Below are 24833 nucleotides of genomic sequence, written 5' to 3' on the forward strand. Positions count from 1 at the left end.
AGCCGTTCTATGATTCAATATTATTTTGGGCACACAATAAATCGCGCTGTATACAATTAGTTGGGAGTGGAAAAGCAATAGGTTGGGGAGCCTGTCTGCTTTTTTCAGCACGTATTCTATTGAGTTTGAATGCTTTGAGCGTCAGGGGAAACGCTTGTTCATTTTATATTGAATCACTTGCGTTGGTATTGAATCTGAGATGGGGTAATCTCATTTTTGATTCATCAACCTGCTATGCACAACTCACCTCCTGAAATATACTGCAATTGATGCACAATCATTTCAGATGCGGGGAACATCATTTATGATCGATGCAGCAACATGACAGAAATCCTACCACAGACTGACTGTCATAATGACATTTCTAGGTGTTGTTCTGAGATGTACTCGTTCACTGTAAAGCGTCGCATTATTGTCTATTTATAATGCCGCCAGATTAAGAGTTTAAATAGATAGCGTTGTTATAAGCACTTATCTATCCACTGTTCATTTCTCTAGGTCTCTTGAACAGCAACATCGCTTGCAACAACTTTGTTATCTATTTCACATACTACAATAACAGACTTTGTGATTAAAATCACTAAATATGGTGCATAACTTTTTAGAGTTGTGACATTATTGTGAATCTGTCCGAGCAACTGTTGTATTGTGTAAGCGCTGTATTACCACAGAAGTATAGTACACAATGTGAATATAAGGAGTTGTTTCCTATTTATATAGGGCTGAATGCTTGTTTACAGGGGATAAGACAGGGTAGATTAGAAATGAAACAGTGCTGTAAATGAAAGGATGATGAGATTTATGGCAATCAAGGTGAAACGTATATATGAAGATAAAGCAGAAAATGACGGTATCAGAATATTAGTCGACCGTGTTTGGCCGCGTGGTATTTCAAAAGAAAATGCGAATCTGGATGAGTGGATAAAAGAAATCGGTCCTACTCAATCACTCAGAAAATGGTTCGGTCATGATCCGGATAAGTTCGAAGCGTTTGAAAAGAAATATATAGAAGAACTTAAAAATAATGAAGAACAGAATGAAGCATTCAATACGCTTGAAGGTATAATTAAAAATGCGCGCAAAGATGTTGTGTTATTATTCGGTGCAAAAGATGAAAAACACAATCAAGCAGTCGTACTTAAATCCTATTTAAAAGAATTAGGTTATAAATAAGTAATAACTTTCATTAAATCCAAAATACATTGAGTTGAAAAGAAATAGTATACAGAAATCGGTGTGATTATTTCGTCCGGCCTTGCAGTTACTGCATTGCCGGATTATTTTTGTTTTGAAAACAAATCACCAACTGTTCTAATACACATGATATAGAATGTAACACTGACTCTAACAGATTCACAGACTCGTCACATGTTGCATGAAACGCTTTCATATTTTAGTGATTTATTTCACAAAGCACGATATAATAATATGTGAAAAGGTGAACAAACTTAATAACCTAAAAATACAAACTATCCATCGGAGGGATAATCATGATTGAATCTAAATCAAAAAAGCAATCAGCATGGTCAGGTTTTGCGACAGGTAAATGGACTTCAGAAGTGGATGTAAGAAACTTTATTCAATTGAACTACACAATGTATAACGGAGATTCTTCTTTCTTAGAATCACCAACAAGAGCAACAAGCGATCTTTGGGAACAAGTGATGCAATTAACAAAAGAAGAACGTGAACGCGGCGGCATGTGGGATATGGATACAAAAGTCGCTTCAACGATTACTTCACACGATGCAGGCTACTTAAATAAAGATAAAGAACAAATTGTCGGTGTTCAAACAGAGAAACCATTCAAACGTTCAATGCAGCCGTTCGGCGGTATCCGTATGGCAAAAGCAGCTTGTGAAGCATATGGTTATGAATTAGATAAAGAAACAGAACGTATCTTCACAGATTTGCGTAAAACACATAACCAAGGTGTATTCGATGCATACACTAAAGAAATGTTAGCTTGCCGTAAAGCAGGTATCATTACTGGTCTTCCAGATGCTTACGGACGCGGCCGTATTATCGGTGACTATCGCCGAGTAGCTTTATACGGTGTAGATTACTTAATTGAAGAAAAAGTAAATGACTTCAATAACATGTCTAGTCAAATGGATGAAGCAACAATCCGTTTACGCGAAGAATTATCAGAACAACATCGTGCATTGCATGAGTTGAAACAATTAGCTGAAACTTACGGTTATGACATAAGCAAACCGGCAACAAACTTTAAAGAAGCAGTACAATGGTTATACTTCGGCTACTTAGCAGCAATCAAAGAACAAAACGGTGCCGCAATGAGTTTAGGACGTACGTCTACTTTCTTAGACATTTACGCTGAACGCGACTTGCAAAATGGCGACATTACTGAACGTGAAGTACAAGAAATTGTGGATCACTTCATTATGAAATTACGTCTTGTAAAATTCGCAAGAACACCAGATTACAATGAATTATTCTCAGGCGACCCTACTTGGGTAACTGAATCTATCGGCGGTGTAGGTATTGACGGACGTCATATGGTAACGAAAAACTCATTCCGTTTCTTACACACTTTAGATAACTTAGGACCAGCACCAGAACCAAACTTAACAGTTTTATGGTCACAACGTTTACCAGAAAACTTCAAAACTTTCTGTGCTGAAATGAGTATTAAATCTAGTGCAATCCAATACGAAAACGATGACTTAATGCGTGAAAGCTATGGCGACGACTACGGTATTGCATGTTGTGTATCTGCAATGCGTATCGGTAAACAAATGCAATTCTTCGGTGCACGTGCCAACTTAGCAAAAACATTGCTTTATGCAATCAACGGCGGTAAAGATGAAAAATCAGGCAAACAAGTCGGACCAGAATTCGTACCTGTAACTTCTGAAGTATTAGACTATGATGAAGTTTATGCGAAGTTCGATCAAATGATGGAATGGTTAGCAGGCGTTTATATCAACTCACTTAATATCATCCACTACATGCACGATAAATACAGCTATGAGCGTATTGAAATGGCATTGCATGATACAGATGTATTACGCACAATGGCAACAGGTATCGCAGGCTTATCTGTAGCAGCTGACTCATTATCAGCAATCAAATACGGTGAAGTGCGCGCAATCCGCAACGAAGAAGGCTTAGCAGTTGATTTCGAAACAACTGGCGACTTCCCTAAATATGGCAACAACGATAAACGTGTCGATGATATTGCGATTGAATTAGTGAAAACATTCATGAAAAAATTACGCAAACACAAAACTTACCGTGATTCAGAACACACTATGAGTGTCTTAACAATCACTTCAAACGTAGTATATGGTAAGAAAACTGGTAATACACCAGATGGACGTAAAGAAGGCGAACCATTCGCACCAGGTGCTAACCCAATGCACGGCCGCGATGAGCACGGTGCTTTAGCATCATTATCATCAGTTGCGAAAATCCCTTACGAATACTGTAAAGACGGTATCTCAAACACATTCAGTATCGTACCGAAATCATTAGGTAAAACAGATATGGAACAAAACCATAACTTAGTTTCTGTATTAGATGGTTATGCAATGCAGCAAGGTCATCACCTTAACATTAACGTATTCAACAGAGACACATTATTAGATGCGATGGAACATCCTGAAGAATATCCGCAATTAACAATCCGTGTATCTGGATACGCAGTTAACTTCATCAAATTAACTAGAGAACAACAATTAGACGTTATCTCAAGAACATTCCACGAAAGAATGTAGTCACTATCAGGGAATTAAAAGCCGTCAATCGTGCGGCTTTCCCTTTTAAATAAAGTATAAGGATCACATAAATAAAGAAAGGACGATTATTATGGAAGGAAGAATTCACTCAGTAGAAAGTTTAGGGACAGTTGACGGACCAGGGCTTCGCTACATTATATTTACACAAGGGTGTTTATTGAGATGCCTGTACTGTCACAACCCTGATACTTGGGGGTTAACAGATGCACCGCGCAAAGCAACTGTTGACGAATTGGTGGATGAAATTCTTCCTTATCGTCCTTACTTTTCAGTTTCAGGCGGCGGTGTCACTGTAAGCGGCGGAGAGCCGCTGCTTCAAATGCCGTTTATCGAAGCACTATTTCAAAAGCTTAAGCAAGCAGGTATTCATACATGTATTGATACTTCGGCAGGATGTGTGAATGAAACTCCTGCATTCCTTTCCCATTTAGACAATCTGCTTGAGCATACAGATTTAGTTTTGCTGGATTTAAAACACATGGATGAAGCAAAGCATATTGAGCTTACAGGCAAACCGAATACGCATATTATTAAATTTGCGAAGATGCTTTCAGAACGCAAGCAGCCTGTATGGATCCGTCACGTCCTTGTGCCGGGGTATACAGATGATGAAGCACATTTAAGAAAACTAGGCGAATTTATCAATACTTTAGATAATGTGGAACGTTTTGAAATTCTGCCTTATCATCAATTAGGTGTGCATAAGTATGAAGCTTTAGAGCTTGCGTATCCGTTAGAAGGTGTACAAGAGCCGACGAACGAAGAAGTGGTACGTGCTTATAATTTAGTGAATTTTAAAGGAATTACACCTGTAAGTGTATAATCAAATGAAACAGACGTTGGGCAGCAACTTGCTCAGCGTCTTTTTTAACCTGTCTTTGTTGACAAGAAATCTGTGATTTCTTTAAAATACTTGTGTTATTGAAATATATCTTCATTTCATGAATGAAACACCTTGCTTACGGGGAATAGAAGTAGGGTGAAAAGTGATATATCAATTTCATCATTTCAAGGAGGATTCTCATCATGTTTGAAAAATTACTAACATCTTTAGGCGTTGGGGCTTTAACAATCGAAACACGCCTAGAAAAAGAAGCATTTGATGCTAATGAATTAATTAAAGGGAAAGTTGTGCTTAAAGGCGGAGACGCTGATCAGCAAATCTCTAAAATTAAATTGTCACTGATTGAACATGTTAAAAATTCAACAGAGCATAGTGACTTCGATGAAATGGAAAATGTGCTGCAAGAATATGAAATTCAAAGCAAACAAGTAGTTGAAGCTGGGGAAACTACTGAAAAAGCATTCGAATTCCCATTAGAAAAATTCGATTTTGAAAAAGGTACAGATGCACTGACATTAAGAACTTATGTCTATATCGACAGCGGTGCAGATGCTGAAGAAGATGCTGAAATCAGAATTCAATAAATTGAAATAGAAAGACACCGTCTTCCTTATAACAAATAGATGCGTTTGTAAGGAAGACGGTGTCTTTTGTATTCATAAAGCTTAACGTGAAATACGGATTACTACTTTGCCAGCAGCATGTCCTTGTTTAAGATAATCCAAAGCATTATTTATCTCTTCAAAATCAAACGTCACATCAATTACTGGACGGATTTTTCCGCTTTCAACTAATTGACGCAATTTATTGAGCGTTTTACGGCTGTTATGCATAAAGAGAAAATGATATGCGGCGTGATGTTCGCGTGCTGTGCGATGGATTTTGCGTGCTGCCCATTGCAGCAACCATCTTTTCCATAGCGGCATACCAAATTGGATTGCATTTTCACCGTCAGGTTTACCGTTGATAGAAACGACTTTTCCGAGCGGTTTTATTATTTTAAAGGCATCTAATAAATGTGTACCGCCTAATGTATCTAAGACACCATCGTAGTCTTTTAAGATTTCAGTAAAGTTTTGACGGTGGTAATCGATAACAATATCGGCACCCAGCGCTTTAACTAATTCTCGGTTTTTAGCACTCGTTGTTGTCGCAACGTGTGCACCTAATACTTTTGCGATTTGGACAGCTAATGTTCCTACACCGCCTGAACCTGCTTGAATTAAGACGTTCTGGCCGCGTGTGACATGCATTGTATCATTGAGCGCTTGATACGCTGTTAAGCCTGCCATAGGGAGCGCAGCAGCGTGTGCATAGCTTAAATTGCGCGGCATGGCAGCTATTTCGTTTTGTGTTGCGGCAGTATATTCTGCTAAGGCACCTGGTTTTGTGCCGTACACTGCATCACCGATTTGAAAGGCAACAACATGTTTGCCGACGGCGACGACTTCGCCTGCGAAATCATGCCCCATAATATACGGTGTTTTATAATTAAAGAACATACGGATGGCGCCGCCTTGTGCAATTTTATAGTCGACAGGATTTAAACTTGCCGCATGGACTTTGACTAAGACTTGATTGTCTTCAATTTTCGGACGTTCTACTGTTTCAATTTTTGCTTGTTGTGCTTTTTTATATTTATGTATCACTACAGCTTGCATTTTATCGTTTGTCATGACTCACACTTCCAATTTCCAATATACTTCATTATACACCCCAATTCCCTTTGCAGAAGTTGATTAATCTAGAATTCACCAGTTTGTGAAATTGTATTTCATGCATGGTAAAATAAAGGTAAGGCAAGTCACAAAGAACAGATGAAAGAGAAAACTTGAAGGAGTGACAGATAATGAGAATGGTGGATTTGATCGATAAGAAGCGTGATGGGAAGGCATTGACGACAGAGGAAATGAATTGGATGATTGAACATTATACCAATGGCGACATTCCTGATTATCAGATGTCGAGTTTTGCGATGGCGACTTATTTCCAAGATATGAATGATGAAGAACGTGCTGCATTAACGATGGCTATGGTGCATTCGGGAGATGTGATTGACTTATCCGCAATCGAAGGGATTAAAGTAGATAAGCATTCGACAGGCGGTGTCGGCGATACAACGACATTAGTATTGGCACCTTTAGTTGCGGCTGTGGGTGTACCTGTAGCTAAAATGAGCGGCCGCGGTTTAGGCCATACAGGCGGTACGATTGATAAATTAGAATCTGTAGAAGGTTTCCACGTTGAAATTTCAGAAGATGAATTTATCCGTCTTGTAAATGAAGATAAATTAGCAGTAATCGGACAAACAGGGAATTTAACTCCGGCAGATAAGAAGATTTATGCACTGCGCGATGTGACAGGGACAGTTAATTCTATTCCATTAATCGCATCTTCGATTATGAGCAAGAAGATTGCGGCAGGTGCTGATGCGATTGTATTAGATGTTAAAACAGGCAACGGTGCCTTTATGAAAACATTAGAAGATGCGAAAGCTTTAGCACATGCGATGGTGAAAATCGGCAATCATGTCGGCAGACAAACAATGGCGATTATTTCTGATATGAGCCAACCGCTCGGCAATGCGATCGGCAACGCTTTAGAATTGCAAGAAGCGATTGATACATTGCGAGGCAAAGGACCAGAAGATTTAACTGAACTTGTGATGACTTTAGGTTCTCAAATGGTTGTCTTAGGCGGTAAAGCAGAAACTTTAGATGAAGCACGCACATTGCTTAAAGAAGCCATCGACAGCGGTGCGGCTTTAGATAAGTTCCGTACATTCTTGCAAAACCAAGGGGGTAATCCAAAAGTAGTGGATAAACCTGAATTATTGCCGCAAGCAAAATATCAAATTGAACTGCCAGCGAAATCAAGCGGTGTAGTGACTGAAATTGTCGCAAATGAAATGGGTATCGCATCCATGATGCTTGGCGCAGGCCGTCAAACAAAAGACGATGACATTGATTTGAGTGTCGGCTTGATGCTGCATAAGAAAGTCGGAGATAAAGTGTCAGAAGGCGAAAGCTTAATGACCATTTACAGTAATAGCGAAGACATTGATGATGTCAAAGCGAAACTTTATGATAATATTACGATTGCACAATCAGGTGAGACACCAACACTCATCCATACTGTGATTACTGAATAAACGTATGAAATTAAGATAGATAGGAGCGAGCGCGTATGACAACGCCATTTAAACGTATACATTTAATTGTGATGGACTCTGTAGGTATCGGTGAAGGCCCGGATGCGGCCGCATTCAACGATGAAGGCAGCCACACTTTAAAACACACATTAGAAGGATTTGAACAAGACTTACCGAACTTAGAAAGATTAGGATTAGGTAATATCGATAAGCTTCCAGTCGTGCATGAAGTTGAACACCCAGAAGCATTCTACACTAAGATGAGCGAAGCTTCTGTAGGTAAAGATACGATGACAGGACATTGGGAAATTATGGGCTTGAATATCATGCAGCCGTTTAAAGTATATCCTGACGGCTTCCCAGATGAGTTAGTCAAAGAAATCGAAGAGATGACTGGACGTAAAATTGTCGCTAACCGTCCGGCATCAGGTACGCAAATCATTGATGAGTGGGGCGAACACCAAATGAAAACAGGCGATTTAATCGTCTACACTTCTGCAGACCCTGTGCTTCAAATTGCGGCGCATGAAGATATCATCCCGCTTGAAGAGTTATATGATATTTGCGAAAAGGTACGTGAACTGACTAAAGACCCTAAATATTTAATCGGACGTATTATTGCACGTCCTTATGTCGGCGAACCCGGCAACTTTACACGTACTTCTAACCGCCATGACTATGCTTTGAAACCATTCGGACGTACTGTAATGAATGAATTGAAAGATAATGACTATGATGTGATAGCTATCGGTAAAATCAATGATATCTATGATGGCGAAGGTGTCACAAAAGCGGTTCGTACTAAAAATAATATGGATGGCATGGATCAATTGATTGATGTCGTACAACAAGACTTTAACGGTATCAGCTTCTTAAACCTTGTTGATTTTGATGCGTTATATGGACATCGCAGAGACAAAGAAGGCTATGCACAAGCCATCAAAGACTTTGATGAACGCTTGCCTGAATTGATTGATAACTTACAAGAAGATGACTTAGTGATAATTACAGCAGATCACGGTAATGACCCGATTGCGCCAGGTACAGACCATACACGCGAATATATCCCTGTATTGTTCTATAGTCCTAAATTAAAAACAAAAGCTCATGAACTCAGCGGTGATACAACGTTCAGTTCAATCGGTGCGACTATCGCAGATAACTTTGGTGTGAAAATGCCTGAATTCGGACGCAGCTATTTATCAGAGATGGGTGTAGACAAACAATAGAATCAGCACATCAGACAGCTGAAGTGAATCATTGAAAGCATAAAAAATAACGTTTCATCCCTTCGTTGGGTGAAACGTTATTTGTATTTAGGAAACCATTGTTATAGCGTTAACTTGCAGTTTTCTTGTCTCCGATATGAATCTTTTGATCACCGTCTTTAATCCAGCCTGCATTGCGGCATACTTTATAAAGCAAGTAGCTGACTATAGCAGGTAATGCGATTTGGAAGATGATGATTAATAACCATGTTTTGGTAGAAGCACCCATAGTGTTGATGGTCATGATTTGTCCGATGAATCCGCTCGTTCCCATACCAGCACCTGCCGCATTGTTTGTCATAGGGAAGAGTGTTGTCATGATAGGTGCGACAATAGCACTTGTGACAGTAGGCGGAATCAAAATGGCAGGATTCATCAAGATGTTTGGAACTTGAAGCATACTTGTACCGATTCCGATAGAGATAATACCGCCTACGCCGTTATCTTTATAGCTGGTTACCGCAAAACCGACCATTTGTGCACAACAGCCGATTGTTGCGGCGCCGGCAGCTAAACCTGATAAGTCGAGCATTAAAGCTAGAGCTGCACTGGAAATCGGAGCTGTCAAAGCTAAACCGAAAATGACTGCCACTAAAATACCCATAACCAGCGGACGCTGATCTGTCGCAAGCATAATCATTTTGCCTAGCGAAACCATAAAATCGTTTAAGAAAGGTCCGATAAATTTAGCAACTGCGCCTCCGATAATTAAAGTGAGCAGCGGAGAAATAATAATATCAATTTTTGTTTTAGCCGCATAAAAACGACTGAGTTCAGTTGCGATTAACGTCGCCACAAAAGCACCGACAGCACCGCCTCCGAATTTATCATAGCCGAGAGACCCGACGATAATACAAGAGAAAATGACTAAAGGCTGTGCACCTAAGCCATAGGCAATGGCACCCCCGATAGCAGCACCGGTTAATCCCATTGCGACTGTACCGATATCAGATAAGAAATGTAAATTTAAAGCAGGAACTAAAGTTTGTTTACCGATAGTCTGCAGGATTAAACCAATAATGAGTGAACCGAACAGACCTAATGTCATATAACTTAGGCCTTGTATAAACCAACGATGTAGAAGTTTTTTCATTTAGGATTTCGACCTCCATTTATTTGCCATTAGTATAGCATAAAAGGAAACGAAAAAAGGATTGTTATTTTGAATAACACATCATTGTAAAATGAAATAAATAAAAGTAATAAAGTGTGAAGGGCGGATAGGAGAAGAAAAGTTATAAATATGAGCAGGGTGGTATATATTATATATAGAACAATTAAGAACGGGGGAAGACACGATGGACAAGTTATGGCAGCAAAATCTACCAATCTCTGGTATTAAAGATATCGTACCGATTGCCGGCGGTGATGTGAATGATGCTTACCGCATTGATACAGAAGCAGGAGAGGTTTTCTTTTTACTCGTACAACCTGATAGTCCTTATGATTTCTATGCGGCTGAAGCGGAAGGATTAAAAGACTTTGAATATGCAGAAATTACAGCACCGCGTGTTATTGCGAACGGCGAAATCGGCGGAGACGCTTATTTAATTTTAAGCTGGTTAGAAGAGGGACCGCGCGGCAGTCAGGCAGAACTCGGCAAACTCGTCGCAAAACTGCATGATTTCCATAATCCAGATAAACGTTTCGGTTATGATTATCCGTATGAAGGCAGAGATATTTCATTCAATAATGAATGGACAGATTCTTGGAAAGAAATCTTTGTGAATCGCCGATTGGATCATTTAAGAGAAACAATCGTAGAAAAAGGTTTGTGGAATGTAGACCAGCTTAATAAATTCGATAACGTCCGAAAAGTGATTGTACAGGCTTTAGACAATCATAAAAGCAAACCTTCTTTATTGCATGGCGACTTATGGGGCGGCAATTATATGTTCTTAGAAAACGGAGAACCTGCCTTATTCGACCCTGCACCATTATATGGCGATAGAGAATTTGATTTAGGTGCGACAATCACATTCGGCGGCTTCTCAGAAGAATTTTATGAAGCTTATGATAAAGCATATCCTTTAGATGAAGGCGCTTATCAGCGTATTGAATTCTATAAATTCTATTTACTGCTTGTTCATTTAGTGAAATTCGGTACGATGTACGAGGGCAGTGTAGATGCTTCAATGGATAAAATCTTAAGTGACGCGAATTTCTAAGAGAAATGAATAAATGCATCGGGCGGCTTGCTTTTATAGTGAGCCGCTTTCTTTATACATAATGATTTGATTGAGTGGAATTTTACTCCTTTACGCAATTCAGTCTGAAAAAGTGTTAATTTAGAAGTAAGTTTATAAATGGGGTGAGAATATGTCAACTAAGATTAAAGAACTTGAGTTAAAAGCATCTGAGCTAACAAGAACAACGCATCAGCTAGGGATACCGGTTATGATTGTATTCGAAGGGGTGCCGGCAGCAGGAAAGACACGTTTGTCTAATGAATTACTACTTACGTTGGATGCTAAATATTCCAGCTTTATTGCGACAGCATCGCCGACTCAAGAAAATCTGCGCTATCAATTTCTTCAAAAGTATTGGAATACCTTACCGGGCAAAGGCGAAATCAATATTTATTTCAGAAGCTGGTATGCACACTATATTGATTACAAAGTCAATGGTATAAAGCATTTGCAGTATAAAGATTATGATGTGCTGCGCGACCAGATTGCAGGCTTTGAAACTATGCTTGAAAATGATCATTACGAAATTATCAAATTCTATATTGAGATAGATGAACAAAAACGACAAGAACATATTTTACAGACGAAGGAGAATCCGTTAACACGCTGGAAAGCACAAGAATATGAAAATGTTATTCCTGATGATATTTATCTTGAAGAGATGAGCCGTATTTTAAATGATCCGAAACAAAAAGATTGGCAAGTGATTGATTATACGGATAGAGAAGCGGCTACGATTCGTATGTATGAACATATTATCAAACGCTTGAAAAAAGCGATTAAAGCTTATCACGAACGTGTCAAAACACGTGACGGCTTATTTACACCTGACTTTAAAACAGATTTATTTGATAATCCATTGCCTAAAGTCAGCAAAGCAGACTATAATGCACAAATTGAAAAGCTGCAAGCACGGATGCTGGAAATTCAATTTGCGTTATATGAAAGAAAAATTCCGTTGATTTTAGTCTTTGAAGGTATGGACGCAGCGGGTAAAGGCGGCAATATCAAACGTATTCGCGAAAAATTAGATCCGACAGGTTATGAAGTTAATGCGATCAGTGCACCGACTGATGTTGAACTGGCACATCAATATTTATGGCGCTTTGCCCATGATATGCCGAGAACCGGACATATTGAAATGTTTGACCGCAGCTGGTACGGCCGAGTACTTGTAGAACGTGTGGAAGGTTTTGCGACTACAGATGAATGGCAGCGTGCGTATCATGAAATCAACGACTTTGAAAAAATGTGGACAGATGAAGGTGCAATCATCTTGAAATTCTTCCTCAGCTTAGATAAAGATGTACAGCTAGAACGCTTTAAAGCGAGAGAAGACAATCCTGATAAACAATGGAAAATCACAGATGAAGATTGGCGCAACCGCGAAAAATGGGATTTATATTTAGAAGCAAGTGCGGATATGGTTAATAAAACGAATACTTCTAATGCGCCATGGTATATTGTACCTGCTGATCATAAGAAAACAGCACGTATTGCGGTATTGAAACGTATTATTAAAACATGTGAAACAGCGTTGTGGGGCGTACATCACGATTAGTAAAAATCGAGTATAATGGATGTAGCTAACATACATTCAAAGTGATAGATTAATTTACGGACTATGTAAACGGGAGGGCAAGTAATGGCAAGAAATTATTCTAGGACTTATTATTTCCATCATGTGGAGCATCGAAAAATTCAACAAAGCTCTAAAAAAACACTATGGTTATCATTAATCATTACATTGTTCTTCACTATTGTTGAATTCGTCGGAGGGATTGTCTCCAATTCCTTAGCACTATTATCAGACTCATTCCATATGCTGAGTGACGTATTGGCATTAGGTTTATCAATGGTCGCGATATATTTTTCAAGCAAGCGTCCGACGAACCATTTTACTTACGGCTTTTTAAGGTTTGAGGTAGTTGCGGCATTTCTTAATGGTTTGGCATTGGTAGTCATTTCATTATGGATTTTCTATGAAGCGATTATGCGTATGATTTTCCCAAGGGAAATCGAAAGCGGCTTAATGTTTTGGATTGCGGTTATTGGTTTGATAGTCAATATCGTACTGACATGGTTGCTGTATCATTCTTTGAAATCTGAAGATAATATCAATATCCAAAGTGCGCTTTGGCATTTCTTAGGCGACTTGCTTAACTCGGTCGGTGTCATTGTAGCGGTAATTTTAATTAAAATTACCGGCATTCAAATGATTGACCCGATTTTAAGTATTGTCATTTCATGCGTATTATTAAACGGCGGTTATAAAATCTTAAAGAATGCTTGGCTTATTTTAATGGAAGCAGTACCGAGCGGTTTAGATGTAGATCAGATTATGGAAGATATGAAGAAAGCAGACCGCGTCATCGATGTGCATGAATTCCATCTATGGAGTGTTACTTCAGACCAATATTCATTATCTGCACATGTTGTGTTAGACAGTAAAGACAGCCAAGATGCTTATAGTATCATCAACCAATTAGAAAAATTGCTGAAAACAAAATACGGTTTGCATCACACAACATTGCAAATTGAACATCTGGATTTAAACCATTTGGATGAGAATTATTTTGAGCAATTCGAAAATGAAAAAGAAGAATAGTGTGTTATTGAATAAGAAAGCGGGTAGATTAAGAAATAACATTCAGAGTTGAAATCTGAATGATGAAATTTGCCTAAAGGAGGCTTATTCAATGGCTGAAGAGAAAAAAGGTTCTATTTCAGGTCGTGTTGTAGAAACGACGAAAGAAGAAGCAAAAAAACAAAAAGAGAAGTTAGAAAAGAAAAACGAAAAGTAACACATAAAAAAACGGGCAGTTCCATTATTAAGGAGCTGTCCGTTTTCATGTTTGAGATTAAAATTCTTTTGCGAATGATTGTGCGTTTTGAATCGCATTCAATTTAATTTCTTCAGCATTTTCAGGTTCTGCGTTATGACCTTCGATTGCGATTAAGTTAATGTTTGGTACACCCATGAATGCTAGGATAGTACGTACATAACGGTCGCCTAATTCGAAGTCTGCCGCTGGGCCTTCGCTGTAGTAGCCGCCGCGTGATTGAATGTGCAATGCTGTTTTATCTGTAAGCAATCCTTGCGGCCCTTCAGAAGAGTATTTGAAAGTTTTGCCTGCAACTGTTACAGCATCGAAGTAACGTTTAACAGCAGGAGGGAATGATAAGTTCCACATTGGAGTAACAAAGACATATTTGTCAGCTGCTACGAATTGATCAACAAGTTCAGTTAAGCGATTTACTTTTTGTTGTTCTGAATCAGTAAGTGTTTCGCCAGATTGTAATTTACCCCAGCCTGAGAAAACTTCAGCATCGATTTCTGGTACATCGTCTTTGAATAAATCGATGTGAACCACTTCGTCTTCAGGGTGTTCTGATTGATAGCTTTCGATAAAGGCTTTACCAACTGCCATTGAGTTTGAAACCATTTCATCTAATGGGTGTGCAGTAATATATAATACTTGTGACATTAATAATCATCCTTTTACATGTAATTTAAGATATATTTATTATACCCGATACAATTTGTATATGTAAAGTGTAAAGTTTACACTTTTGAAAAATATCTGTTGTGCAAAATAGGAACGTTTGGTGAACAATGGTTTTGGGTGATACAAACTGCTTTGTTGAGGCGTATAATACTTGTGATATGAAATAGCAGAGGTGAAGAGATGAAGAATTTGCTGATAGGAACTTGCCTATTCTTGCTTGTAATCGGATCAGGTTTATATACGATTAAGGCGGAAATTCAAAATGATGCAGAAGCCGCATTGCATCAAAAGAAAAAATTAAAAGGGATAACATCTGAAAAACAATTAAAAGCATTTTTCAATGATGCGAAGAAAACTGAAGCCCAAAAATTAAGCGCGTATGAAAGTGCCGTTGAAAATAAAGTCATTCCGCGCAGTCCGCATTTTCAAAATGCAGATGCCGCATATAAAGAATCGATGGATTTGAAACATCATCATTAAAAAAGCAATCATTTATTGAGTGTGACAGACTCTGTAAATGATTGCTTTGCTATAGATTAAAGAATGCTTTGATTTCATTGTATGAAGGTAAATGGTCAGCAGCGTGCTGCAAGTTTTGCAATGATGGTATATCGTTGGACCATGTTTGTATTTGATTGAAGAAAGTGCCGTCGAAAATGCTGCTGTAAAAGTTTAGAAAGTTATTTAAATAATTGCCGTCTTGCCATACTTTATAGGTACCGATCAGTGCGAGTATAAATATGAGCCCTTTAAATAAATTCCACATCGTCTTTCTCCTTAAAAACATTTTAGTATCTAATTAATTGTATAACATTTTAATCTTGATTGCCAGTGCATACTAAAGGATATATGCAAAGTGAAAATCATGGTATAATAGACGAAATTCACATCATGAACTTAATTAGGAGGTTGACAATGGGCAAGTGGAAATCACGGTTATTTACGATTATTGGAGTCGTACTGATTTTAGTCGGTATCTTCATAGTGTTTAAACCGCAAATCGATCATTATATCGCTGGAAAACAAAATGATGCAAAAATTGAACAATATGATAAAAAACAAGCGGAACAGAAAAAAGATAAAAAAGAAGTACCGAAAGTTCCTAAAGATAAATCACAATTAGTAGGTTATATCGATATTCCGAGCGTAAAAATCAAGGAAGCGGTGTATCCTGGTCCTGCCACACCAGAGCAGTTGAACAGAGGTGTCAGCTTGGCAGAAGAAGATGAATCGTTAGATCAGCAGAACATTGCGATTGCCGGACATACGAACACCAGCGGCAATTATCAATTTACTAATCTGCACAAAGCTAAAAAAGGTGCGAAGGTAACATTTAAAGTAGGGAATGAAACAAGAAAATATAAAATCACTTCTATTAGAGATGTTAAACCTGACGAAGTCAGTGTATTAGACGAACATAAAAATAGTAAAGAGCAGCTGACATTAATCACTTGTGATGATTATAATGCGCAAACAGGCGAGTGGGAGACGCGCAGTATCTATAAAGCAGAACGTGTAGATTAATCAAATAAAACAGACCTGAGACAGTATGATAGATTTAACATGTCTCAGGTCTGTTTATGTTTTATTGAACTTCTAATTCTTTTGTAATTTGTTCAGCAGTATCTTCTGGCAAGTTGCTGTTGTCGATTTCGAAACCTAAATCTTGAATCATTCTAAAGTCCATATCATTAGGTTGGCCGCCAGTGATAAGATAATCGCCGACAAAGATTGAGTTCGCAGCAAGCAATGCAAGCGGCTGTAAAGATTGTAAATTGACTTCTCTGCCGCCAGCGATACGGATTTCTTTCGTTGGATTCACTAGTCTGAATAATGCGATGATACGTAAACATTTCATAGGTGTTAATTCATCCATGTCGCCAAACTTAGTACCTTGAATAGGGTGAAGGAAGTTGATTGGAATACTGTCCGCATCAAGTTCTTTCAACGCAAAGGCCATATCAATTCTGTCTTGTGCTGTTTCACCCATTCCGCAAATAACACCTGAACAAGGTGAGATGTTATGTGCTTTCATAATTTCAACCGTATGCACACGGTCCTCATATGAATGTGTTGTAACTACTGTGTCGTGATAGTTTTCACTGGTATTCAGGTTATGGTTATAACGATCGACACCCGCATCTTTTAAGCGTTGTGCTTGTTCATCATTCGCAATACCTAAACAAGCACAGATTTTTAATTGCGGATGATTGTGTTTGATTTGTTTCACGGATTCAGTAATATGGTTGACCTCTTTATCACTTGGACCGCGTCCGCTCATAACAATACAATATGTACCGATTTGATGTTCAGCTGCCGCATCTGCACCTGCAATAATGTCATTTTCTGGAATTAAAGCATAACGATCTTTTCGTTTCATATCTCTTGATTGACCGCAATACCCGCAATCTTCAGGACAAATACCGCTTTTTGCATTCAAAATCATATTCAATTTCACTTTTTTGCCATAGTAATGCTTTCTGATGGCATAAGCCTCATCTAATAGTGTCATCGTATCGATAGATTCATCTGTATATAAATCATAGGCTTCTTCTTTTGTTAACGCGGTGCCATTTAAAATCTTATGTGCTAATTCCATTTTTGCTTCCCCCTTAGAACTATAAAAGTCTAATTGTTAACTTGTAAACTTTAAAAGATTACATTTACCTTGTTGATTTTACATCAAATCATTAGGATTGCCAAGTATTACTCAAATAATGTAATTTAACGATGCTTATTACACTTTTAGGGTGCGTATTTGTATAAAAGTGAAAATTGGGTTGAATTGTTGATAAAGCAATCTGTGAAACAGAATAACCAAATGGATATCGTTTTAACAGAGAGCTTCTTTAGTAATTCGGTACTTTTTTATTTGAAACAGGAAGAAGAACTCAAAATGACTTTAGGTGAAATAAGTTCTTATATGAGAAAAGTAACATATAAAATGATAACTATTCATATTAATGTGGATAGTTATCTTTGTAAATGTGTCTAATTTGTGACAATTGTAAACGTTTTATTAAGTGTATTATGTAACTGAAGATAGAAAAAATGTCAGTTTTTGCCATAACAAAACCTTATTTTCAACGGGAATTGTATAAATATAAAATTGATTGAACTCAATTGCATTGCGTAATCTGGCGTGCTTTATCTAGGTAAAGTATATAAGAAAATTATGTTATAGATTACAAAATTGCATATTGAAAATTATTTGATAATAAAAAGCGTGGCGACACAAAAATTTACGAAAAATGGATAAAAGACTTAACTAAATTGATTGGAAATGTGCTACTATTTACTTGTACTAATTTTTTGACAATTTTAACAAAGTAGTGGGCTACATTTATAACGTTAACAAGTACAATTTTCATATCTAGAAAGGGGTTATTACTTTTATGGGAAATAATTCACGTAAAAACAGTTTTGATGCAAGACGTCAAAACAAATATTCAATCCGCCGTTTTACAGTCGGCACGGCTTCTATTATTGTGGGAGCAACCATTTTATTTGGTATTGGAAATGAGGCAAGAGCTGCTGAAACAAGCACAACTACTCAAACTCCAAGTGATGCCAATGGACAAACAGCTGATCTTGCACCTGCAGAAACTGGGACATCTGCAGTAGAAGCACCAGCTACTGATACAACGGCAACTGCTCCGGATACATCTAGTACGCCAACATCTGAAACACCAACTAATGCAAATGAAACATCAAGCACTCCAACTTCAGACCCTGCGGCGGATACATCCAACACACCGACATCAACAGATAAAACAACTACAACTGAGCCAAGTTCAACTGATCAAAACAGCACAACTACGAATGAAACGCCTCAAACAGATTCAGCACCATCATCAACTGATACGCCAACAACAGTAAAAGAGCCAGTTCAAGCAGATAGTACTACTGCCAATAGCACTACTCCTAAAACTGACTCGCAAACTTCGACTGCACCGACTACTTCAACTGAAGAACCTGCTGCCAACAGTACAGTTGAACCAGTAACAAGTACACCAACTGAACCGACTGCTCAATCAGCTGGTACTGAATCAACTCCAACACAACAAGCAGAAACAAGTTCAGTTAATTCTAATGATACTAGTGCAACAGAAGCTCCACAACAAATTACTGCAGCTGATGCACCAACTACAGGTACACAAGATGCACCAGTTACTGTAAATGCGGACGGTACAACTACAACTGACCTAGCAACAGCATTACAACAATCATCTGACAGTAAAGATGCAAGCACTATTGAAGCTACTGCAGCACCTTTAGCATCTACTAGAATGACAGCGTTTAGTGCAGAAAGTGTTGAACCGCAAACTGCAACATTTGCAGCGTTAGAAGCACCAACAGCACCTTTATCTCTTAAAGAAGAGTTAGAAGCGAGTGCGATTTATTCACCTGGTGTTTGGGACCAAACATACGGTTATCAAGGTAATGCAGTTGTAATGGATCAAGGAAGTAAATATAACAATGTGGCTTCTCAAGAACCAATTGCAGACGTAAACATTTACTTGCAATGGACTGACAGTACAGGTTATGTTTCTCCAGTTTATTACACAACTTCAGATGCGGACGGCAGATATGTTATTGACTTATCACAACCGCAAACTGACGCTCTAGGTAAAGAACATACTTTCAACCTTGCAGCAGATGCTGATATCGCTATAAGAACGTGGGCAGTAAGTCCAGACCCTACTTTAAATGTTGTCAAAGATGGCGATAGTGTCAGAGGATTCCATAAACGTTTAGAACGTGTAAACGAATCATGGGACTTCACAGCTGGCATTAACAGAATCGTAAACAGCCAAGTTATCTTACAAGAAGACCCATTACAAAACGATTGGTTGGTCAAACCACAAGCAGATTGGGAAACTTCTGGTACTGCTGATGGCGTTTGGGCGAATACAGGCGAATACGGTAAAGTTTCAGGCGCTGTATGGTATGACTTAGCAGAAGGCTATGGTTCAGACGCACGTTGGTTAAAACAAGATTCATGGGATGTCAATGCGACTGGTGTTCAAGTAGTAGCATCATATGTTAATGATGACATCGCTAGAGAATTCGATACTTGGAAAGCTAATAACCCTGGTTACACAATGGAACAATTCAGAGCGGCACAACAACAGATTGTGACAGATTATCAAGCAATCAATGGTGTAGGCTCACATATTGCTGAAAGTGTAGTAGGAACAGTAGAAGAAAGCGGAGATTACTATATTCCGTTTAGAGGATTGTATGGTATTAGTGCTTACCAACAAAATAGCGGGCTACCTATTTCGCATACAATTTCAGATGCAGAGTACGGTACATTAGTAACAGATGCTGACGTTTCACATAACAATTTAATGGCGTGGAACGGTACAATCGGTCAAAAACACCGCCACATCAACTCTGATTATATGTATATTACACCACTAGTAGATGGTGTAGCGACGTTTGGAAACAACTACTATAACAATATGTTTACATCAGCAAATGTAAGTGCAGACTTGCATGATGCAAAAATGTTAGCTTCATATAGTGGTTATGAGCAAAACTTCTCATTTATCACAACAAACCCTATGCATGATATTTCAGTTGAAGGTTCAACAGATGAAGTAGCTAAACCTGGTGATGTTTTAGTATCACAAACTGAAGGTTTATTCCCTGGCGAAGATTATCAAGTTCAATGGTTTAAAGATGGTGTAGCTATTGGAACACCTGTTACATTAACAGCTGCAGCAGATGGAACATTAAGTTCAGTACCTTTAACAGTACCAACTGATTTAGCTAGCACATCTATTTACACTTCTGGCGTATTCTCACAAGGTGTAAGCACAACTTCAACTACAAATGCATTGGCACTTGATTACATTTTAGCTGAGCCATTCAAACAAGCTGATTTTAATGAACCAGTTTATCAAGGCGGCGAAGGCGCACCAGGAACAACTGTAGATTTAGCTGCACCAACATTCACTGATCAAGCAGGTACACCAGTAACACCTCCAGACGGTACAACATATGCGGCTGGAACAAATGCACCAGCAGGTGTCACTGTTAATCCAGACGGATCTTTAAGTGTAGCAATTGCAGATACTGAAGAACCAGGAACAACTATTTTAGTACCAGTAGATGTAACATACCCTGACGGTTCAGTAGATACAGTCAATGTACCAGTTACAGTAGTACCTCAAGCACCAGTTGTTCTGCCTACAGAAGCAGGTATCGATCCGATTACTGGCACACCTTACCCAGTAACAGGTACAGGTTATCCAGGCGGAACAGTAGATGTGACTTTACCAGATGGTACAGTTCAACAAACAACTGTAAATCCAGACGGAACTTGGACAATTAATCCAACTACACCATTAGAAGCTGGCCAAGTTGTAAGTGCTACACAAACAGTAGGCGTAGACTATAATGGTCAACCTAATGTATCAACAGCTGGAACTAGCACTGTAGTTGACACAACAGAACCTGTAGTGGGCCAAATCGATAATGTAACGGCACCTGAGGATCAATTGATTACTCCGATTCCAGTTACAGTAACAGATGCAAGCAACACAACAGTAGACGTAACAGGCTTACCTGAGGGCGTTATTTATAACCCGACAACAGGCGCAATTGAAGGTACACCGACAACTCCAGGTGTATATAATGTTAATGTTAAAGTAACGGATGAAAGTGGATTAGTAACAGATGTACCATTTACATTTACAGTAACAGACGAAACTGCACCGGAAGTAGCGCCGATTACAGATGTAACAGTACCTGAGGATCAATTGATTGCTCCAATTCCTGTAACAGTAACAGACGCAAGCAACACAACAGTAGAAGTAACAGGCTTACCAGAGGGTGTTATTTACAACCCTGAAACAGGCACAATTGAAGGAACACCATCAACACCAGGCACATACCCAGTAACAGTTAAAGTTACAGATGAAGCAGGCAACGTAACAGAAGTTCCATTCTCAATTACAGTAACAGACGAAACTGCACCAGTTGTAGGAGAACTTGTTGACCAAACAGTACCTGAAGATCAACCAATTGCACCAATCTCGGTTAATGTAACTGATGATAGTACTACAACAGTAGACGTAACAGGTTTACCTGAAGGCTTAACTTATAATGCAGCTACAGGTGTAATTGAAGGAACACCAACAACACCAGGTGCATACAACGTAAACGTTAAAGTAACAGATGAAGCTGGAAACGTAACAGATGTACCATTTGTAATCACAGTTTCAGATGAAACAGCACCGAAAGTAGCACCAATTGATAACCAAACAGTACCTGAAGATACAGCAATCACAGCAATTCCAGTTAATGTAGTGGATGACAGTGCAACTACTGTAGAAGTAACAGGTTTACCAGAAGGTGTTATCTATAACCCAGCAACAGGCGCAATTGAAGGTACACCAACAACACCAGGTGTATATAATGTAAACGTTAAAGTAACTGATGAAGGCGGATTAGCAACAGACGTACCATTCACAATTACAGTTACAGATACAACAGCACCAGTTGTAGGAGAACTTGTTGATCAAACAGTACCTGAAGATCAACCAATTGCACCAATCTCGGTTAATGTAACTGATGATAGTGCAACAACAGTAGATGTAACAGGCTTACCAGAAGGTTTAACTTATAATGAAGCTACAGGTGTCATCGAAGGAACACCAACAACACCAGGTGCATATAATGTAAACGTTAAAGTAACAGACGAAGCTGGCAACGTAACAGATGTACCATTTGTAATTACAGTTACAGATGAAACAGCACCAGTTGTAGCACCGATTGATAACCAAACAGTAGCTGAAGATGCGGCAATCACGCCAATTCCGGTAGTAGTTACTGACGACAGCAATACTACAGTGGACGTAGCAGGCTTACCAGAAGGTGTAGTTTATAATCCAGAGACAGGTCAAATCGAAGGAACACCGACAACACCAGGTGCGTATAATGTAAATGTTAAAGTAACAGATGAAGCAGGTAACGTAACAGACGTACCATTCACAATCACAGTTACAGATGAAACAGCACCAGTTGTAGCACCGATTGATAACCAAACAGTAGCTGAAGATGCGGCAATCACGCCAATTCCAGTAGTGGTTACAGATGACAGTGCAACAACAGTAGAAGTAACAGGCTTACCAGAGGGTGTAGTTTACAATCCAGCAACAGGTCAAATCGAAGGAACACCAACAACACCTGGCAACTATCCAGTAACAGTTACAGTAACAGATGAAGCGGGCAATGTAACAGAAGTACCGTTCACAATTACAGTTACAGATACAACAGCGCCAGTAGTTGGAGATATTGCGGATCAAACAGTACCTGAAGATGTAGCAATTACGCCAATTCCTGTTAATGTAACAGACGATAGTACAACAAATGTTGAAGTGGCAGGTTTACCAGCAGGTTTAACTTACAACCCAGCTACAAACCAAATTGAAGGAACACCAACAACACCAGGCGTATATCTAGTAACAGTAACAGTTACGGATGCAGCTGGAAATGTGACAGAAGTACCATTCTCAATTACAGTAACTGATACAACTTCAGCATCAATTGAAGATATTGCAGACCAAACAGTACCTGAAGATGTAGCAATTACACCAATCCCAGTAGTAGTAACAGACGACAGTGCTACAAATGTAGCAGTAACAGGCTTACCAGAAGGTGTCGTATACAATCCTGAAACAGGCCTAATCGAAGGTACGCCAACAACTCCTGGTCAATATCCAGTGACAGTAGTGGTAACAGATGCAGCAGGCAACACATCACAAGAAGTATTTACGATTACAGTTACAGATACAACAGCACCAGTAGTTGGAGAAGTTGCAGATCAAACAGTACCTGAAGATGCGGCAATTACGCCAATTCCGGTAGAAGTAACAGACGACAGTCACACTACAGTGGACGTAGCAGGCTTACCAGAAGGTGTCGTATATAATCCTGAAACAGGTCAAATCGAAGGTACACCGACAACACCAGGCACATATCCAGTAACAGTTAAAGTAACAGATGAAGCTGGCAACGTGACAGAAGTACCATTCACAATCACAGTAACGGACGAAACAGCACCAGTTGTTAATCCGATTGATAACCAAACTGCTCCTGAAAATACTGCAATCACACCGATTCCAGTAGAAGTAGCGGATGATAGTGCAACAACAGTAGAAGTAACAGGTTTACCAGAAGGTGTCGTATACAACCCAGCAACAGGTCAAATCGAAGGTACACCAACAACACCGGGCACATACCCAGTAACAGTTAAGGTTACAGATGAAGCTGGCAACGTGACAGAAGTACCGTTCACATTCACAGTGACAGATACTAATGCACCAGCAGTTGGAGATATTACGGATCAAACAGTACCAGAAGATCAAGCAATTACACCGATTCCAGTGGTAGTAACAGACGACAGTGCTACAAACGTAGAAGTAACAGGCTTACCAGAAGGTGTGGTATACAATCCTGAAACAGGTCAAATCGAAGGTACACCAACAACACCAGGCACATATCCAGTAACAGTTAAAGTTACAGATGAAGCTGGCAATGTAACAGAAGTACCATTCACAATCACAGTAACGGATGAAACAGCACCAACTGTTGAACCGATTACTAATCAAACAGTACCAGAAGATCAAGCAATCACACCGATTCCGGTAGTAGTAACAGATGATAGTGCAACAACAGTAGAAGTAACAGGCTTGCCAGAAGGCGTGGTATACAACCCTGAAACAGGCCAAATCGAAGGTACGCCGACAACACCAGGCACATACCCAGTAACAGTTAAAGTTACAGACGCAGCGGGTAATGTGACAGAAGAAACATTCACAATCACAGTGACTGACGAAACAGCACCAGAAGCACCGGTAGTAAGCCCAGTGAAAGATACAGACACAGTGGTATCAGGCACAGGCGAACCAAACGGCACAGTAACGGTAACATTCCCAGACGGCACAACAGCAGAAGCGCCAGTAGACGCTGACGGCAACTGGACAGTGAATGTACCAGCAGGTACGGACTTGAAAGCTGGCGATAAAGTTACAGCAACAGTAACAGACGCAGCTGGAAATACTTCTGAACCAACTGAAACTACTGTAACAACAACAGC

17 protein-coding genes are annotated in these 24833 nt (G+C 39.2%); 12 read left to right on the top strand and 5 right to left on the bottom strand.

Annotated features, from left to right (window positions below; all coding sequences use genetic code 11):
• Positions 1-801: 801 nt before the first annotated feature.
• From DVJ99_RS12630 to DVJ99_RS12645, 4 genes are all read left to right on the top strand, one after another.
• The gene (locus tag DVJ99_RS12630) at positions 802-1173 is read left to right on the top strand and encodes a DUF488 domain-containing protein (RefSeq protein WP_114604521.1); all 372 of its coding nucleotides are present in this window, start codon (positions 802-804) and stop codon (positions 1171-1173) included.
• A 317-nt stretch (positions 1174-1490) separates the two neighbouring features.
• On the top strand, positions 1491-3740 hold the full coding sequence (gene pflB, locus DVJ99_RS12635; protein ID WP_105994643.1) for a formate C-acetyltransferase: 2250 nt from the start codon (positions 1491-1493) through the stop codon (positions 3738-3740).
• 88 nt (positions 3741-3828) lie between these two features.
• Positions 3829-4584 carry a pyruvate formate-lyase-activating protein gene (gene pflA / locus DVJ99_RS12640; RefSeq protein ID WP_114604522.1) on the top strand — a complete coding sequence of 252 codons (756 nt, stop codon included), beginning with the start codon at positions 3829-3831 and terminating at the stop codon, positions 4582-4584.
• A gap of 203 nt (positions 4585-4787) precedes the next feature.
• Entirely contained in the window at positions 4788-5189 is a 402-nt protein-coding gene (locus DVJ99_RS12645; RefSeq protein ID WP_105994641.1) for a sporulation protein, read from the top strand.
• Between the two features lie 81 nt (positions 5190-5270).
• Here the strand turns inward: DVJ99_RS12645 and DVJ99_RS12650 are convergent, their stop codons facing one another.
• Positions 5271-6281 (bottom strand): NADP-dependent oxidoreductase, encoded by a 1011-nt coding sequence (locus DVJ99_RS12650; protein ID WP_240430864.1) that lies wholly within the window; start codon positions 6279-6281, stop codon positions 5271-5273.
• A gap of 173 nt (positions 6282-6454) precedes the next feature.
• Here DVJ99_RS12650 and DVJ99_RS12655 point away from each other — a divergent pair, with 173 nt between their 5' ends.
• Together DVJ99_RS12655 and deoB are read left to right on the top strand one after the other, a co-directional pair.
• A complete protein-coding gene (locus tag DVJ99_RS12655; protein WP_114604523.1) occupies positions 6455-7756 on the top strand; it encodes a pyrimidine-nucleoside phosphorylase in 1302 nt (433 codons plus the stop codon).
• 35 nt (positions 7757-7791) lie between these two features.
• Positions 7792-8985: a phosphopentomutase gene (gene deoB, locus DVJ99_RS12660; RefSeq protein ID WP_114604524.1), complete on the top strand. Its 1194-nt coding sequence runs from the start codon at positions 7792-7794 to the stop codon at positions 8983-8985.
• A gap of 109 nt (positions 8986-9094) precedes the next feature.
• On the opposite strand, the gene DVJ99_RS12665 is transcribed toward deoB, so the two are convergent.
• Complete coding sequence (locus tag DVJ99_RS12665; RefSeq protein ID WP_105994638.1) at positions 9095-10117, bottom strand: PTS sugar transporter subunit IIC; 1023 nt, start codon at positions 10115-10117, stop codon at positions 9095-9097.
• A 205-nt stretch (positions 10118-10322) separates the two neighbouring features.
• Between DVJ99_RS12665 and DVJ99_RS12670 the strand changes: the two genes are divergently transcribed.
• From DVJ99_RS12670 to DVJ99_RS12680, 3 genes are all read left to right on the top strand, one after another.
• Positions 10323-11192: a fructosamine kinase family protein gene (locus DVJ99_RS12670; protein WP_114604525.1), complete on the top strand. Its 870-nt coding sequence runs from the start codon at positions 10323-10325 to the stop codon at positions 11190-11192.
• Positions 11193-11343: 151 nt separating this feature from the next.
• A complete protein-coding gene (locus DVJ99_RS12675) occupies positions 11344-12774 on the top strand; it encodes a phosphate--AMP phosphotransferase (protein ID WP_114604526.1) in 1431 nt (476 codons plus the stop codon).
• An 84-nt stretch (positions 12775-12858) separates the two neighbouring features.
• Positions 12859-13821 carry a cation diffusion facilitator family transporter gene (locus DVJ99_RS12680; protein WP_114604527.1) on the top strand — a complete coding sequence of 321 codons (963 nt, stop codon included), beginning with the start codon at positions 12859-12861 and terminating at the stop codon, positions 13819-13821.
• A gap of 253 nt (positions 13822-14074) precedes the next feature.
• Here DVJ99_RS12680 and DVJ99_RS12685 read toward each other — a convergent pair whose 3' ends face one another.
• Positions 14075-14701 carry an FMN-dependent NADH-azoreductase gene (locus tag DVJ99_RS12685; RefSeq protein ID WP_114604528.1) on the bottom strand — a complete coding sequence of 209 codons (627 nt, stop codon included), beginning with the start codon at positions 14699-14701 and terminating at the stop codon, positions 14075-14077.
• Positions 14702-14902: 201 nt separating this feature from the next.
• Here DVJ99_RS12685 and DVJ99_RS12690 point away from each other — a divergent pair, with 201 nt between their 5' ends.
• A complete protein-coding gene (locus DVJ99_RS12690) occupies positions 14903-15202 on the top strand; it encodes a hypothetical protein (RefSeq protein WP_114604529.1) in 300 nt (99 codons plus the stop codon).
• Positions 15203-15251: 49 nt separating this feature from the next.
• Here the strand turns inward: DVJ99_RS12690 and DVJ99_RS12695 are convergent, their stop codons facing one another.
• The gene (locus DVJ99_RS12695) at positions 15252-15488 is read right to left on the bottom strand and encodes a hypothetical protein (protein WP_114604530.1); all 237 of its coding nucleotides are present in this window, start codon (positions 15486-15488) and stop codon (positions 15252-15254) included.
• Between the two features lie 149 nt (positions 15489-15637).
• On the opposite strand from DVJ99_RS12695, the gene srtA reads away from it, so the two are divergent.
• Positions 15638-16246 carry a class A sortase SrtA gene (gene srtA / locus DVJ99_RS12700; RefSeq protein ID WP_114604531.1) on the top strand — a complete coding sequence of 203 codons (609 nt, stop codon included), beginning with the start codon at positions 15638-15640 and terminating at the stop codon, positions 16244-16246.
• Positions 16247-16307: 61 nt separating this feature from the next.
• Here srtA and bioB read toward each other — a convergent pair whose 3' ends face one another.
• Positions 16308-17321: a biotin synthase BioB gene (bioB, locus tag DVJ99_RS12705; protein ID WP_114604532.1), complete on the bottom strand. Its 1014-nt coding sequence runs from the start codon at positions 17319-17321 to the stop codon at positions 16308-16310.
• A 796-nt stretch (positions 17322-18117) separates the two neighbouring features.
• Between bioB and DVJ99_RS12715 the strand changes: the two genes are divergently transcribed.
• Positions 18118-24833 (top strand): putative Ig domain-containing protein (locus tag DVJ99_RS12715; RefSeq protein ID WP_114604534.1); only part of this gene is annotated, 6716 nt, incomplete at its 3' end.

This window comes from Staphylococcus sp. EZ-P03 (assembly GCF_003344575.1).
In the GTDB taxonomy this organism is placed as follows: Bacteria; Bacillota; Bacilli; order Staphylococcales; family Staphylococcaceae; genus Staphylococcus; species Staphylococcus simulans_B.